The 15,359-nt window shown below is 58.7% G+C and carries 9 protein-coding genes and 1 tRNA gene; 1 reads left to right on the forward strand and 9 read right to left on the reverse strand.

The window, feature by feature from the left end; translation table 11 throughout:
- Positions 1 to 108: 108 nt before the first annotated feature.
- Together PSEBG33_RS11330 and PSEBG33_RS11325 are read right to left on the reverse strand one after the other, a co-directional pair.
- On the reverse strand, positions 109 to 9,243 hold the full coding sequence (locus tag PSEBG33_RS11330; RefSeq protein WP_005789039.1) for a non-ribosomal peptide synthetase: 9,135 nt from the start codon (positions 9,241 to 9,243) through the stop codon (positions 109 to 111).
- 555 nt (positions 9,244 to 9,798) lie between these two features.
- Positions 9,799 to 9,889 (reverse strand) — tRNA-Ser (locus tag PSEBG33_RS11325).
- 152 nt (positions 9,890 to 10,041) lie between these two features.
- Between PSEBG33_RS11325 and PSEBG33_RS11320 the strand changes: the two genes are divergently transcribed.
- Positions 10,042 to 10,713: a Bax inhibitor-1/YccA family protein gene (locus tag PSEBG33_RS11320; protein ID WP_003192030.1), complete on the forward strand. Its 672-nt coding sequence runs from the start codon at positions 10,042 to 10,044 to the stop codon at positions 10,711 to 10,713.
- A 69-nt stretch (positions 10,714 to 10,782) separates the two neighbouring features.
- Here the strand turns inward: PSEBG33_RS11320 and murB are convergent, their stop codons facing one another.
- From murB to PSEBG33_RS11285, 7 genes are read right to left on the reverse strand one after another with little or no spacing between them, the layout of a single operon-like run.
- Positions 10,783 to 11,802, reverse strand: a complete 1,020-nt coding sequence (gene murB, locus PSEBG33_RS11315; RefSeq protein ID WP_005789043.1) for a UDP-N-acetylmuramate dehydrogenase — start codon at positions 11,800 to 11,802, stop codon at positions 10,783 to 10,785.
- Positions 11,799 to 12,263 (reverse strand): low molecular weight protein-tyrosine-phosphatase, encoded by a 465-nt coding sequence (locus tag PSEBG33_RS11310; protein WP_005789044.1) that lies wholly within the window; start codon positions 12,261 to 12,263, stop codon positions 11,799 to 11,801. Before PSEBG33_RS11310 ends, murB begins: the two co-directional genes overlap by 4 nt.
- Entirely contained in the window at positions 12,263 to 13,027 is a 765-nt protein-coding gene (gene kdsB, locus PSEBG33_RS11305; protein ID WP_005789046.1) for a 3-deoxy-manno-octulosonate cytidylyltransferase, read from the reverse strand. Before kdsB ends, PSEBG33_RS11310 begins: the two co-directional genes overlap by 1 nt.
- The gene (locus tag PSEBG33_RS11300) at positions 13,024 to 13,209 is read right to left on the reverse strand and encodes a Trm112 family protein (RefSeq protein ID WP_003174668.1); all 186 of its coding nucleotides are present in this window, start codon (positions 13,207 to 13,209) and stop codon (positions 13,024 to 13,026) included. The genes kdsB and PSEBG33_RS11300 overlap by 4 nt, the downstream gene beginning before the upstream one ends.
- A 22-nt stretch (positions 13,210 to 13,231) precedes the next feature.
- A complete protein-coding gene (gene lpxK / locus PSEBG33_RS11295) occupies positions 13,232 to 14,242 on the reverse strand; it encodes a tetraacyldisaccharide 4'-kinase (RefSeq protein ID WP_005789052.1) in 1,011 nt (336 codons plus the stop codon).
- Positions 14,242 to 14,670 (reverse strand): ExbD/TolR family protein, encoded by a 429-nt coding sequence (locus PSEBG33_RS11290; protein WP_005789054.1) that lies wholly within the window; start codon positions 14,668 to 14,670, stop codon positions 14,242 to 14,244. The genes lpxK and PSEBG33_RS11290 overlap by 1 nt, the downstream gene beginning before the upstream one ends.
- Positions 14,667 to 15,302 carry a MotA/TolQ/ExbB proton channel family protein gene (locus tag PSEBG33_RS11285; RefSeq protein ID WP_005789055.1) on the reverse strand — a complete coding sequence of 212 codons (636 nt, stop codon included), beginning with the start codon at positions 15,300 to 15,302 and terminating at the stop codon, positions 14,667 to 14,669. The genes PSEBG33_RS11290 and PSEBG33_RS11285 overlap by 4 nt, the downstream gene beginning before the upstream one ends.
- Positions 15,303 to 15,359: the final 57 nt, after the last annotated feature.

The raw sequence follows: 15,359 nt of genomic DNA on the forward strand, positions 1-15,359 counted from the left end.
CGCATGTGACACATGCGGATTCGGCCTTCATCAACACTGATGGGTTATTTGCTCGTGCATGCAAGTGGGCAGCGGCGCGCCCACTAGCGTGTAGAGGGGCGAAAAGCGCTACAACAGCGCTCGATTCAAGGCGGCGGCCAAATGCGTGCGATTATTGAAGTCCTCCATCATCGAGACGTGCCCGCCTGGAATCGCAACCGAACTGATCGCCCAGTCAGGCAACAGCTCGCGCCACCCGCCCACCCTGCCAACCTGCGATAAAGCACCGGCCTCTGGTTCAGTCGCGAAAAAATGATGGAGATTGACCGGTAACGGCGCGGGTTTGTAGGCACGGGCAATCTGCGAAAAATGATAAATGCCGTGCCATTTGGCTGTTTCCAGCGCAACGTCTGCATTGACATCATAGCCACCCAAATCCTGGGCCTTTGTGATCAGCTCGGATATCTCCTGCCCTTCATCCAGCACATCGAACTTGTATCGCTCCGATTCCGAGGCAACCGCTTTCACATGCTCAATAAAGTAGCGTCTGATGCCATGGTTTTTATAGGGCAACTTATGCGGAGCAGGAACATCGATGAAACCTAGAAACTCAATGCTGGCCCCCTTTGCTGTCAGCGCTTGGGCGATGGCATAGGCGAGAATCCCACCAGAAGAATACCCGGCAATGCGATACGGCCCTTCAGGCTGTATCGCCTGCATAAGCGGAATCATCCTTTCGGCCATATTTTCCAATGAGTGCGGCAAAGGATCACCGATAGCAGCCCACGGCAATGCGTAGACCGGACAGCTGGAGCGGATTTGCTGGGCAAGCGAAACAGCATACGAATAATCGGCTAACCCCGAGGGCACGAAAAACACCGGGCACTCAGCCCCGCCCGCGCGCACGGTAATTACCCCGACCTGCGGAACGGGCACAGGAGACTGTGCGATCTGAACGGCAAGGTTGGCCAATCGAGGGTGTTGAAAAATATCGCCAAGCGAGCATTCCAAACCATAATTTCTGATCTTCTGCATCATCTGAACAGCCATGAGCGAATGACCGCCGAGTGCGAAGAAGTTGTCCTGTCGACCGATGCGCTCAAGTCCAAGCAAGCCTGACCAAAGTGCTGCCAGGATAGTCTCCGTCTCACCTCGCGGCGACTCATACGCCGCGTGGGCAAAGGCCTCATCTCCAGGAGCAGGCAAGGCCCGCCGGTCAAGCTTGCCATTGGGGGTCAGCGGCAAACATTCAATCAACACAAAGGCTGACGGCACCATGTAGTCGGGTAGGCGCTCACTTAAATAATCTCTCAGTCGTCCTGCTATCGGCAGATTCGCGTCCGTGGCGGCATCAGGGATGCAGATATCATCTTTGGAGACCGCCGGCTGCGTCACTACATATGCGATCAGGCGTTTGTCCAGGTCCACACCTTGCACGTCCACCACCGCCTCGCGGATGGAAGGGTGCGTGGCCAGCCTGGCAGCGATTTCACCCGGCTCGATCCGCAAGCCGCGAATCTTGACCTGGTCGTCATTACGTCCCAAAAACACCAGATTTCCATTGGCCTGGTAACGAGCCAAGTCACCTGTCCTATACATACGCGCGTCGGGAGTAGCGGAAAAAGGATCAGGCAAGAAACGCTCATTCGTCAGTTCGACCAGGTTCAGATACCCACGCGCAACTCCCCTACCTCCGATGTAAATCTCACCGACCGCTCCCAGTGGAACAGGCGTGCCGTCGCCATCCAGAAGGTAAATGCAGGCGTTAGAAATCGAGCGGCCTATAGGAACCGGATCAACGTCATCCAAGGAACAATGATGGACCGCCGCCCAGACCGTCGCCTCAGTCGGGCCATATTCATTGAATAACTCAACCGCCGGAAAGGCTGAAGCCACCTCCTGGACCAACTGCCCAGGACAGGCTTCACCCGCCACTTTCACCTGACGCAATTGTGCATATCCACTTTGGGCGACTTGTGCAAGGACCAGTCTTGCCAGTGACGGCACCAGCAGCAAGGACGTGACTTCATTTTCAATCAAAACGCGGCTGATGATGCGGGGATCTACGACCGCATCGCTACCGGGCACACACAAGGCACCTCCGGTTGTTAACGTTCCGAAAATGCCTGCTACCGAACTGTCGAACGCCATGGATGACAGCAGTAAGAACACATCGCCAATGCCTGACTTATAGAACGTAGTCCTTGCCAGTGTGGATGAGACCAACCCACGATGCTCGATCATGACGCCCTTGGGGTTACCGGTCGAACCCGAGGTATAAATCAGATACGCCAGATGGCGGGATGTGAGGCCGCGGATCTGCAGATTGGCATCCGCTCGTGCCGGTATTTCATTGGGATCAAGCACGGTGTAAGACATTAAAGCCTCACCTAGCGCTTGCCGCCCGGCCGTATCGGCCAGCACCAATAGAGGTGCCGTGTCGTCAAGAATGTATGCCAGACGATCTGCCGGATAAGCCGGATCAAGCGGCACATAGGCGCCGCCCGACTTCAGGATCGCCATGAGCCCCACAATCATGGCCATGGAACGCTCGACACAAATAGCCACTCGCTGGTCTGGCCCCACACCCAGTTCAACCAGCCGCAGTGCAAGCTGATTAGCTCTGGTATTGAGTTGCGCGTAACTGAGCGTCTTGCCTTCACAGATCAGCGCTGTCGCCTGCGGGGTGCGGGCAACCTGCGCCTCGAACACATGATGAATACACAGCTTTTGCAGGGAAGATGCGGGCGTCGGGTTCCACGTCTGGAGCAGCAATGTCTGTTCAGCCGCTGGCAGAATATTCAGCTGTCGAACCGGGCGCTGCGGCGAGTGCTCCAGGCTCTGAGCCAAGCTGTCCAATGCCTGCTCCATATAGGCACATACACGAACGGAATCGAATGGCGCCACCACTTGCGTCGTCAACCCCAACGAGTGACCGAAATCTTCGACAGACAACGTAAACGGGTAATTGGTCCGCTCCTGCTCACTCAAGAACTCAGCGCCCTTGATTTGCCCCATGGTCTGAACAATGTTGTCCGAGCCCGCCAGGTCATTGTGCCGGTAATTGAGCAAGGCGCTGAACAACGGCGTGCCCGTGGCGACCCCACTGCACCGTTGCGCCAGCGCCAGCGAGGCATGTTCGTGGGCGAGCAAAGCTGCCAGGCGGGCATGTGCCTGCTGGACGCTTTGGGCGGTACCCATGCCACCTGAGTCAAATCGGATCGGCAGCGTGTTGATGAACATGCCCATAGCTCGATCTGAGCCATGACCGGCTTGCATGCGCCCAAACAGCACCGTACCAAACACAACCTTTTCCTGGCCGCTGGTGCGCGCCAGTACTTGGGCAAAGGCCACGTGACACAGGCTGGCCAGACTCACGTTCAACCGCTTCGCCTGAGCCCGCAACCGTTCATTGAGATCGGCAGACACCCTGCGATAGGTCTGGCTCACCTGTGCGCCGTCCAGATGCACCTGTGCCAGCCCAAAGGGCAGCGTCGGCGCCTCTATGTCAGTCAGCATGGACCTGAAGAAAGCTTCATGCTCGGCCACGCTTTTACCTGACCGTACCTGACCTATCAGGTTGCGGAACGGTTGAGGCGAAGGTAATTGCTCACTACGTTCAGCGAGGAAAGCCTGTACCTCGTGATAAAAAAACTGCAATGACGAAGCGTCGTCGATTAAGTGATGCTGCAGTTGCACCAGGATGAACCGGTCTGCGCCAGGGTCATGCGCAACTATAAAGCGCAGTACGGGCGCCTGCGTCAGGTTGATCCGATGCCGGCAGGAATCAAAACGTTGCGAAAGCTGATCGGTAACAGAACCATTTGCCGGATCGAGCACCACATCGACGACCGAGAGAGGAGCCTGGCGCCATACAACTTGCGCTGCACGGGACAACCCGTCCCAAACAAAGGCTGTGCGCAGAATGTCGTGACGGTCTACAACCTGCTGAACCGCGCACAGATACCACTCCAGTGTTTCACGATCAGCAAAGGCCATCTGGGCAACCAGCAAGTAGGGGTCACCCTCCTTCGCCAACAGGTGATGAAAGAGGATGCCATCCTGCATGGGTGAGAGCGCATAGATATCCTGGATATTGGCCACACCCCCAGGAACCTGTGAAACGATCAGGTCGATGTCCACTTGGCTGAGATCTATCAGCGGCAACAGGTCGGGCGTGATAATACGTGTTTCAGGCCTGATTAGATTGGGTGGCACCACCTCCTCGCAGTGTTGACCAAGCTTTCCAGCCAGTACTGACAATACCGGCGTCTGAAACAAATCCCGCACAGCCAGGCTCAAGTTCTCACGGCGTAACCGCTCGATCAATCGCACCGCCAAGAGTGAATGCCCGCCAAGGGCAAAGAAATTGTCATGACGACCGACTTTTTCGACCCCAAGCAACTCTGACCAAATCCAGGCAAGTGTGACCTCAATCGCACCCAACGGCGCCTCGTAGCGTGCATGCGCAAAGGCGTCGTCCTCTGGAGCCGGCAACGCTCGCCGGTCCAGCTTGCCGTTGCCCGTCAGCGGCAAACTGTCCATTCGCACGAAGGCGGACGGCACCATGTAATCGGGCAAACGGTCGCTCAGGTAATCACGCAGCGTGCCCGCCAAAGCCAAGCCGGCCTCGCCGGTAACTTGCAGAGGCTGGATGTCTGAATTCGCGACGACGTAGGCGACCAACCTCTTGTCGGCAGCCTCACCTTGCGCGACCACCGCCGCTTCGCGAAGGGCCGGATGCTCAGCCAATCGGGCGGCAATTTCACCCAATTCAATCCGGAAACCGCGAATCTTGACCTGATCATCATTGCGCCCCAGGAACACCAGGTTCCCGTTCGCAAGATAACGAGCCAAATCCCCCGACCTGTACATCCTCGCAGCGGACTCCTCCGTAAAAGGGTCGCGCAGGAAGCGTTCAGCCGTCAGTTCGGGGCGGTTTAGATAACCACGCGCGACGCCGGCACCGCCGATGTACATTTCACCCGTAGCGCCCATCGGAACAGGCTGGCCAAAGGCGTCGAGAAGATAGAGTTTCAAGTCCGGAAGACGCTGGCCGATCACGCTTTCGTCTTGTCGCGCATCGGCTGAGGTCAGAGGGTAGTAAGAGACATGGACCGTGGTTTCCGTAATCCCATACATGTTCACCAGTTGCGGGCCAGAGTCGCCACGTTGGCCATACCATTCGCGCAGAGTCGAGGGCTGCAGCGCTTCGCCGCCAAATATGACATAGCGCAGCCGGTCCGACGATGGCTGTGCATACTTCATCAAAGCAGTAAATGCGCTCGGGGTCTGGTTAAGAACGGTGATGCCCTGCTCGCAAATCAACTGGTAGAACGCTTGCGCGGAGCGGGTTGTCGCATGTGGCACCAACACCAGTGTGCCTCCATGACGGAGGGCGCCCCACAGTTCCCACACCGAGAAGTCGAAAGCAAAAGAGTGGAAGAGGCACCAGACATCACTGGCCTCGAAAGCAAAATCGGCGCGTGTCGTGTCAAACAGGCGTACCACCTGAGCATGTTCGATCATCACCCCTTTGGGTTGCCCGGTTGAACCCGACGTGTAGATGATGTAGGCGAGGTTCTCGGGGGTAAGGCCAGCAACCCTTGGGTCAGCATCCGCTTCGACTGCCCCTTGTGCATGAACCTCGTTGGGATCGAGTACGGTTCGGCCCTGCAACGCGTCACCGAGTGCCTGGCACCCGGCCGCATCGGCCAGCACCAGCACCGGAGCGGTATCACCTAGAATGAACGACAGTCTCTCGCCCGAATATTCCGGGTCGAGCGGCACGTAGGCGCCCCCGGCCTTCAGAATCGCCAGCAGGCCGACAACCATTGCCACAGAGCGCTCGACACAGATCGCCACACGCTGGTCAGGCCCTACGCCCAAGGCAATCAGCCGGTGCGCCAACCGATTGGCCCTGACATTGAGGTCACCGTAGCTGACCGACTTGCCCTCAAAGACCAGCGCCGTAGCTTCAAAATTGAGCGCAGCCTGCTCCTCGAACAGCTGGTGAATACACTGATGCGCAGGGTGGACTTCATCCATCGAATTCCATGTCTTGAGCAACAAGGTGCGCTCAGATGGGTCAAGCAGGTCTATTTTTGCGACGGTCTGGCTCGCATCCTGTGTCATCGCCCCAAGGACATTCTTCAGATATCCAACGTGACGTTCAATTGTGGCCGCGTCGAACAATGCCGTCGCATAGCCAAGAGCACCCACGATTTGGTCGCCGATCTCGGCAAGGTTCAACTCCAGATCGAACCGGGCTACTGCGTAGGAAGAACCCACCGGGCTGGCTTCCAGGCCGGGCAAAGCCCATTGGCCTGCATCGTAGTTCTGCCAGGCGAACACCACTTGAAACAATGGCGTATGACTCAATCGTCTAGGCGGCTGGATTATCTCCACCACTTGTTCGAACGGCAGGTCCTGATGGTCCTGGGCCTGGTGTGCTCGCTCGCGCACTCGCGCAGTCAACTCGGCAACGCTCGGGGCGCCGCCAAGATCAACCCGCAGCGCCAATGTGTTGACAAAGAGACCGATCAGCGACTCGATGTCACTATGGCCCCGGTTGGCACTTGGCACACCAATCACAATATCTTCCTGCCCTGACAGACGTGACAGCACGGCCGACCAAGCCACCAGCACTGCCATAAATAGCGTTACGCCTTGCTCCTGGCAGAAATGCTTAAGGGCAATTGTGAGCTCTGCGCTGAACTCGATCGGCACCGAGGCGCCGACAAGGGATTGTTGCTCGGGCCGACCCCGGTCCGTTGGCAGGTCGAGTAGGGTTGGCGCATCGGCCAGCGTCTTTTTCCAGTACGTGGCCTGTTGGTTCAAGCGCTCACCGGTCAGCCATTGCCGCTGCCAGGCGGCATAGTCCGGATACTGGATAGGCAGCGCCAGCAACGGATTGGTCTGATGTTTGCTGAAGGCCGTGTAGAGTGCGCTCAGTTCAGGCAACAGGATACCGAGCGACCAGCCATCCGAAACGATGTGATGTTGCGTAAGCAGCAATACGTGCTCTTCACCGCAGGCGGTGCCAGGCACATGGATCAGGCAAGCCCTGATCAAAGGGCCTGCAGCGAGATCAAAGGGTTCACAAGCCTCTTGGGTACAAAGCTCTGCAAGCTTTGCTTCCTGGTCGGGGCCGACCAGTTCAATCGTGCGTAATGGCAGACCGTCGCCGCTGCCCAGCAGGCGCACCTCGACCTCGCCCGCTTGGGTGACGAAGACCGACCGCAATGCATCATGACGCGACCACAGTGTATTAAGGGCTTGCTGCAGAACCTTCACATCCAACTGGCCGCGCAATCTCAGCGCCAGGGGGATGTGATAGGCGTCGCTGATGTTACTGTCCAGTTGCGCCAGAAACCACAACCGCTGCTGCGCGAAAGACAACGGCAGGGGCTGCGTACGATGCAGGGGCTGAATCGCTGCGCACGCCCCGGCACCTGCGTCTCGTCGGGCGTCGACAGCCGATGCCACAGCCTGGAGCGTTGGCGAGGTAAACAAGGATGCAAGGGGCAGTTCCGCCCCGGCGGCGGCAATACGATTGACCAGCCGCACGGCCATGAGCGAATGGCCTCCGAGGGCAAAAAAGTTGTCCTGACGACCGACTTGTTCAACGCCCAGCAGCTGCGACCAGATTCCGGCAAGGAGGATCTCTGTCGCGCCAAGTGGCGCCTCGTAGGTTTCACGCGCATAAGCGCTCTCCTGCGGGGCAGGCAAGGCCTTACGATCAAGCTTGCCATTGGCCGTCAACGGGAAGCTGTCCATCCGCACAAAGGCAGACGGCACCATATACTCGGGTAAACGGTTGTTCAGGTATTCACGTAGCACGCCCGCCAACGCCAGGCCGGAGTCCGAAACCTCGGACTGCGTCAACACATAAGCGACCAGGCGCTTGTCGACCTCCTCGCCTCGCGCCACCACCACCGCCTCACGGACGCCAGGGTGCTCGGCCAACTTAGCTGCAATTTCACCCAGTTCGATGCGAAAGCCGCGGATCTTCACCTGATCGTCGTTACGTCCCAGGAACGCCAGATTGCCGTCTGGCAGATAACGCGCCAGATCCCCCGACCGGTACATCCGCGCCTTGGGTTCGCCCGAGAAGCGATCATGCAGGAAGCGTTCTGCCGTCAGCTCTGGCCGGTTCAGATAGCCGCGTGCCACACCAGCGCCAGCGACATAGATTTCTCCCACTTCCCCTGCGGGTACGGGCTGGCCGTGCGCATCCAGAAGGTAGAGGCTCAGATCCGGCAGACATTGACCGATCACGCTGTGGGCTTGTTGCGCATCCAAAGGTGTCAGCGGATAAAAAGTGACGTGAACCGTGGTTTCAGTGATTCCATACATGTTTATCAGTTGCGGGCCAGACGCTCCCCGCGCGCCGTACCAGTCGCGCAAGATCCCCGGCTGCAAAGCTTCGCCGCCGAAAATGACATAACGCAATCGGTCCGATGACGGTTGCGTGTATTCCATCAAGGCGCTGAAGGCGCTCGGGGTCTGATTCAGGACGGTGACACCCTGCTCACAAATAAGCTGGTAAAACGCTTTCGGTGTACGAGTGACAGCATGCGAAACCAGCACCAACGTGCCACCATAACGAAGGGCGCCCCACAGTTCCCAGACCGAGAAGTCAAAAGCGAATGAGTGGAAAAGGCACCAGATATCACGGTCGTCAAAACCGAAGGATCGATGTGTGGTGTCGAACAGACGCACCACCTGAGCATGTTCGACCATGACGCCCTTGGGCTGTCCGGTTGAGCCAGAGGTGTAGATGATATAGGCAAGGTTGTGGGGGGTGAGGCCGACCACTTGAGGGTTGGCGTGCGCTTCAACAAAGCTATCGCCAGGATCGAGGACGGTATACGCCTGTAAAGCGTCCCCGAGCGCATGGCAACCGGCCGCGTCAGCGAGCACCAGAACCGGCGCCGTATCACCCAGAATGAACGCTAGCCGCTCCCCCGAACTTTCGGGATCAAGAGGCACATAGGCGCCGCCCGCCTTCAGGATCGCCATCAGGCCTACAACCATCGCCGGGGAACGCTCAACACAGATCGCCACACGCTGGTCAGGCCCGACGCCCGATCCGATCAGTCGATGCGCCAACCGATTAGCCCTGACGTTAAGTTCGTCATAGCTAAGCACTTCGCCCTCAAAGACCAGCGCCCTTGCCTCGGGACAGCGCGCAACGTTTGCCTCAAATAGCGTGTGAATACATACATGAACAGAATCTTCAGACGTAACCAGGTCGTGCATCCTTGCCTCCAGAAGTGAACTAACTCACTTCTAACGATTGATTGCACCTCCATCAGGTAAGTGCAAGTCCATGAAAAATCTTCGCGCGCCCCTAGCGGCCAATTGCCTCAATCCATTCAAGGCAACGTACTGATCATTTGAACTAACCAGGGTCTTTCGTATAAGTCAGGCTCGGCAGCAGCCCAAGATTTGCAGGCTTCTCATGCAGACCGCAGGTGAAAATCAGATTATTTTACCACCATGACAAAAAGGTCCATGGACTGATAAATCTGGACATTCATGTGTCTGCGTTAGAGATAAAAAGCAATCCTTCAGCAAGATGATTGAGGCAGATTTTAAGCTGCGAAGCCCTGCAAGGCTCAGAGTCTACCCCTGATACTTCGAAGTCAACATCGATCTAAAACCGATCCTTCATACCCCGCCTCAGCGTTTTGGCCTTGCTCGCCAACGAGGTGATGCTGGCCGTTTACCCCCCTGAAAGCCCCAAAAAATCAATGCAAAAAACGCAGACAAAAAAATCCCGCGGGCGTTAACTCGCGGGATTTTTCTCGTGTTTGGCGGGAAACCAGGGATTCGAACCCTGGGAACGCTATTAACGTTCGCCGGTTTTCAAGACCGGTGCATTCAACCACTCTGCCAATTTCCCTTGTGCATCACAGGATTATAGTAGCTCATCCCGTGTCAGCGGGCGCCATAATACCCGAATGAAACACACTGTCAAACTCTCTGCATCGCTTGTTACAGAGCGTCTGTTATGATCTTTGCGACTGAACGTTTCAAAACTGAAGGAGTGTCGCCATGCGCGAACAGAATTACGCAGTGAATGGCAACGCGCAGGCTGAGCAGCTTGAAGTCAGCCGCGTGTTGCGCAATACGTACGGCTTGCTCGCCTTGACGCTCGCATTCAGCGGCGTGATGGCGTATGTGGCCCAACAGATGCGCGTTGGTTATCCGAATATCTTTGTCGTGCTGATCGGCTTCTATGGTCTGTTCTTCCTGACCAACAAGCTGCGCGATTCGGCCTGGGGCCTGGTGTCGGCGTTTGCCTTGACCGGTTTCATGGGCTTTATCCTCGGCCCGATCCTCAACCGTTACCTCGGCATGGCCGGCGGTGCGGAAGTGGTCAGTTCGGCGTTTGCCATGACGGCGCTGGTATTTGGTGGCCTGTCGGCCTACGTGCTGATCAGCCGTAAGGACATGAGCTTCCTGGGTGGTTTCATCACCGCAGGCTTCTTCGTGTTGCTGGCGGCGGTGGTGGCCAGCATGTTCTTCCAGATCAGCGGTCTGCAACTGGCGATCAGCGCAGGTTTTGTGCTGTTTTCCTCGGTGTGCATCCTGTTCCAGACCAGCGCCATCATCCACGGTGGTGAGCGTAACTACATCATGGCCACCATCAGCCTGTATGTATCGATCTACAACCTGTTCATCAGCCTGTTGCAGATCTTCGGCATCATGAGCCGCGACGACTGATCAGCCAGCGCAATAAAAAATGCCCCGTATCGCAAGATACGGGGCATTTTCATTTCCAGGCCTGAAAGATCAGTACTGGTTGGGTTCCATCTCCAGCTCGACCTTGAAACGCTTGAAGATATCCTGCTGGATACGTAGCGCCAGGTTGGCAATCTCGCGCCCTGTGGCTGCGCCGTAGTTGACCAGCACCAGGGCCTGCAGCTTATGCACGCCCGCATCGCCGTCACGAAAGCCCTTCCAGCCTGCCTTGTCGATCAGCCAGCCGGCGGCGAGTTTCATTTGCCCGTCGGCCTGAGGGTATGCGACCAAGTCCGGGTATTGGCTTTGCAGTTCGGCAGCGAGGGCCTGGGACACCAGTGGGTTCTTGAAGAAGCTGCCGGCATTGCCCAACTCTGCCGGGTCCGGCAGTTTCTCGCGGCGAATGCTGCAAATCGCCCGGCTCACATCGCTTGGTGTAGCGTGGGTGATGCCCTGCGCGGTCAGGCGCTGTTGCACCGGGCCGTAGTCGAGTTTCAGGTGAGTGGTGCGGCTGAGGGCAAAGCGTACCCGCAGGATCAACCACCGCCCGACTTCATGCTTGAACAGGCTGTCACGGTAAGCAAAGTTGCACTCGTCCAGGCTGAAATCCCGCAGTTCGCCTGTCTGGCGATCCAGGGCGGTGAGGCCGGCGAAGACATCCTTGATCTCCACGCCATAGGCCCCGATGTTCTGCATGGGTGCGGCGCCGACGGTGCCGGGGATCAGGCTGAGGTTTTCCAGGCCGCAGAAGCCGTGCTCAAGGGTCCACAGGACGAACGGGTGCCAGGCTTCGCCCGCTTCGGCTTCGACCACCACGTGCACGCCATCGTCGTGCAGCACGCGAATGCCTTCTGTTGCCATGCGCAACACCAGCGCCGGGACATCCTGGGTCAACAGCAAATTGCTGCCGCCACCGATCACCAGCAACGGTACCGCGTGTGCAGCGGCATAGGCGATGGCCTCGCGAACCTCGGCATCGCTGTGGGCCTCGGCAAATAATTGAGCGCGCACATCAATGCCAAAGCTGTTGAATGGCTTGAGCGATACCTGCGCAAGCACTTGCAAGGTCATAACCGCCCCTTCAATTCGATCACCAATAAATCACAGGCGCGCTCGATCAGGTCCAGGACCCGCTCGAAACCTTGTTCACCTTCGTAGTAAGGGTCTGGCACTTCGTCCACTTCGCCGTCAAAGCGGCGCAGGAACAAGTCCAGTTCCGCCTTGCCCTGCCCCGGCTGCATGGCCTTGAGGTTGCGCAGGTTGCTGTGGTCCATGGCCAGGATCAGGTCATAGCGCGCAAAGTCGGCGCGGGAAACCTGCTGGGCACGCTGGAATGACAGGTCGTAACCACGCCCCAGTGCCGCACGCTGGCTGCGCTGGTCCGGCGGGTTGCCGATATGCCATTCACCGGTGCCGGCAGACGCCACCTCGATCTGGCCGGCCAAGCCCGCCTCGCGCAATTTATGGCGCAGGACGCCTTCAGCGGTTGGCGAGCGGCAGATATTGCCCAGGCATACAAACAGAACTTCCATCAGGCGCCCAGCAGGCGACGGACGCGTTCGAGATCTTCCTGAGTGTCGACGCCCGCCGGCGGCGCTTCCAACGCATCGCCCACATGGATGCGCACGCCGTGCCACAGGGCGCGCAGTTGCTCCAGGGATTCGGTGTTTTCCAGCCAGCACGGGCCCCAGCTGACAAAATCATGCAGGAAACCGGCGCGGTAGGCGTAGATGCCGATATGGCGGCGATACGGCACGCCTTCCGGCAACACGTCGCGACTCCTGGCAAAGGCATCCCGCGCCCACGGCAAGGTAGAGCGACTGAAGGTCAGTGCCAGGCCGTTGATGTCGCTGACCACTTTCACCACGTTCGGGTTGAACAGCGTCTCGATATCTTCGATCGGTTCGGCCAAGGTCGCCATACGCGCCTCGCCATGGGCCGCGAGGTTGGCGGCGACCTGGTCGATGACACCCGGCGGTATCAATGGCTCGTCACCTTGCACGTTGACCACGATGGCGTCGGGCGCCAGGCCAAGCTTGGTCGCCACCTCGGCCAGACGATCAGTGCCGGAGTTATGGTCTTCGCGGGTCAGGACCGCTTCGGCACCGAACCCTTTGCACGCCTCGATGATACGCGGGTCATCGGTGGCCACCACTACCCGCTCGGCGCTGCTCTTGCACGCTTGTTCCCACACCAGCTGGATCATCGGCTTGGCGCCGATCAGTTGCAGCGGTTTGCCCGGCAGGCGCGTCGAGGCATAGCGCGAGGGGATGACGACGGTAAAGGCGGTGGTCATTTATCCAGGCGCTCATCGGTGGTCAGGGTACGGGCTTCGCTTTCAAGCATCACCGGGATGCCGTCACGGATCGGGTAAGCCAGGCCGGCACCTTTGCTGATCAGCTCGGTTTTGTCGGCGCTGAGCTTGAGCGGGCCTTTGCAGATCGGGCAAGCGAGGATGTCGAGCAGTTTGGTGTCCATGAGTGATTCCTGGAAAGAAGCGTTAAGGCAATAGACGGTTGGGCAGCAGACGCATCAACTGCGTGTCGAACCAGGCGACGAACGCTGGCGACGGCACCGCATCCACCGCAAGGTACCACCAGTCGGGCTGGGCAAAGGCGCGGCACTTCACCGCGTCCTTTTCGGTCATGACCAGCGGCAATGACGGGGTAAAATTCAAGACCTCGGCGCTGTAGGGCGCATGGTCGGCAAAAGCATGGGGCAGCGGCTGCCAGTGTAGCGTTTCAAGGGTATTGAAGAAACGTTGCGGATTGCCGATACCGGCGACCGCATGCACCTGTTGGCCCGGCGCAAAGTGCGTGACGGGCTGGCGCTCGCCGCTGCGCAGGTTGACCAGCGCGGTGGGCTGCAGTCGGAACGCAAAACCATCCTCACGGTCCGAACCGGCACCGTTATAGAGCAACGCATCTACACTTTGCAGGCGCTCCACCGGCTCGCGCAACGGCCCGGCCGGCAGGCAGCGACGATTGCCGAGGCCACGGGCAGCGTCGATCAGCACCAGTTCGAGATCGCGGGCCAGGCGGTAATGCTGCAGGCCGTCGTCGGAGAGGATCAGGTCCAGCGGTTCACTGGCCAAGAGGGCCTTTACCGCGCGGCTGCGGTCGGGGTCGATCATCAGCGCTACGCCGCTGCGCTGCACGATCAGCAAGGGCTCGTCGCCGGCCACCTCGGCACTGTGGCTGGCCTCGACCCGCCACGGCAACTGCGGCGGCTTGGCACCGTAGCCACGGCTGACCACGCCCACGCGCAAACCGCTACGACGGCAATGCTCGATCAACCACAGGATCAGCGGCGTCTTGCCGGTGCCTCCCACGGTGATATTGCCGACCACCACCACCGGCACCGGCGATTGATAAATCTCGCCCTCGCCTGCCACGAAGCGCGCACGCTTGCGTTGCACCACGCGGCGATACAGTGACTCCAGCGGCCGCAACAGCACCAATGCCGGATGGCCCTCGTACCAGGCCTTGAGCAAACGATCGGACATGGCCATCAGGGCGGGCTCGCCGCCTCGACGGTGGTCATGCGCAAATGGCTGAAGCCGAGCTTGCCGGCCGCGTCCATGGCGGTGATCACCGCTTGGTGCTGGGTCTTGCCATCAGCACTGATCGACAGCGGTAGCTGGGTGTCGCCACCGGACTCCTTCTGCAAGGCCTCCATCAGGCCGGCGAGGTCGTTTTTCTGCAGCAATTGGTTATTCACTGAAAATACGCCTTCTGCGCTGATGGCGATATCCAGTTGCTTGACCTGCTGGTCTTCGGCAGGTGAACCGCTCACCGCCTCCGGCAAGTCGACACGCAGCTGGGTTTCCCGGGTGAAGGTGGTGGTCACGACAAAGAACAGCAGCAGGATGAACACCACGTCGATCAATGACGCGAGGTTGATATCGACATTTTCCCGTTGCTTGCGGCGAAATTTCACGCTTTGCCCTCGACCAGGTCTACGTCACGATCGCCCTGCACCACTTCCACCAGCTTGATGGCCTCCTGTTCCATGCCAACCACCAGTTCGTCGATGCGACGCTGCAGGAAGCGGTGGAAGAACACCGAAGGAATCCCCACCATCAGGCCGGCGGCGGTGGTGATCAATGCCTTGGAAATCCCCCCGGCCAATACTGCCGCGTTGGTGGTCATGCCCGAGCCCATGAACGAGCTGAAGATATCGATCATGCCCAGCACCGTGCCGAGCAAACCGAGCAGCGGCGCCATGGCGGCAATGGTGCCGAGGGCATTGATGTAGCGCTCCAGTTCATGGATAACCCGGGCAGCCGCTTCTTCGATGCACTCTTTCATGATCTCGCGACCATGCTTGGAGTTGGCCAGGCCGGCGGCGAGGATTTCACCCAGCGGCGAATTGGCGCGCAGCTCCTTGAGTTTTTGCTTGTCGAGCTGTTTGTTCTTGATCCAGCCCCAGACCTGCCCCAGCAGGTGTTCAGGGGTCACGCGACTGGCGCGCAGGGTCCACAGGCGTTCGGCGACGATGCCGAGTGCGGCGATGGAGCTCAGAATGATCGGCAACATCATCCAGCCGCCGGATTTGACCAATTCCCACACAGTGAATGTCCCCTCGAAAAAGTGCGCCACTTTACCATATAGGTTCGGCAGCGGGGT

This window comes from Pseudomonas synxantha BG33R (genome assembly GCF_000263715.2).
Taxonomy (GTDB): domain Bacteria; phylum Pseudomonadota; class Gammaproteobacteria; order Pseudomonadales; family Pseudomonadaceae; genus Aquipseudomonas; species Aquipseudomonas synxantha_A.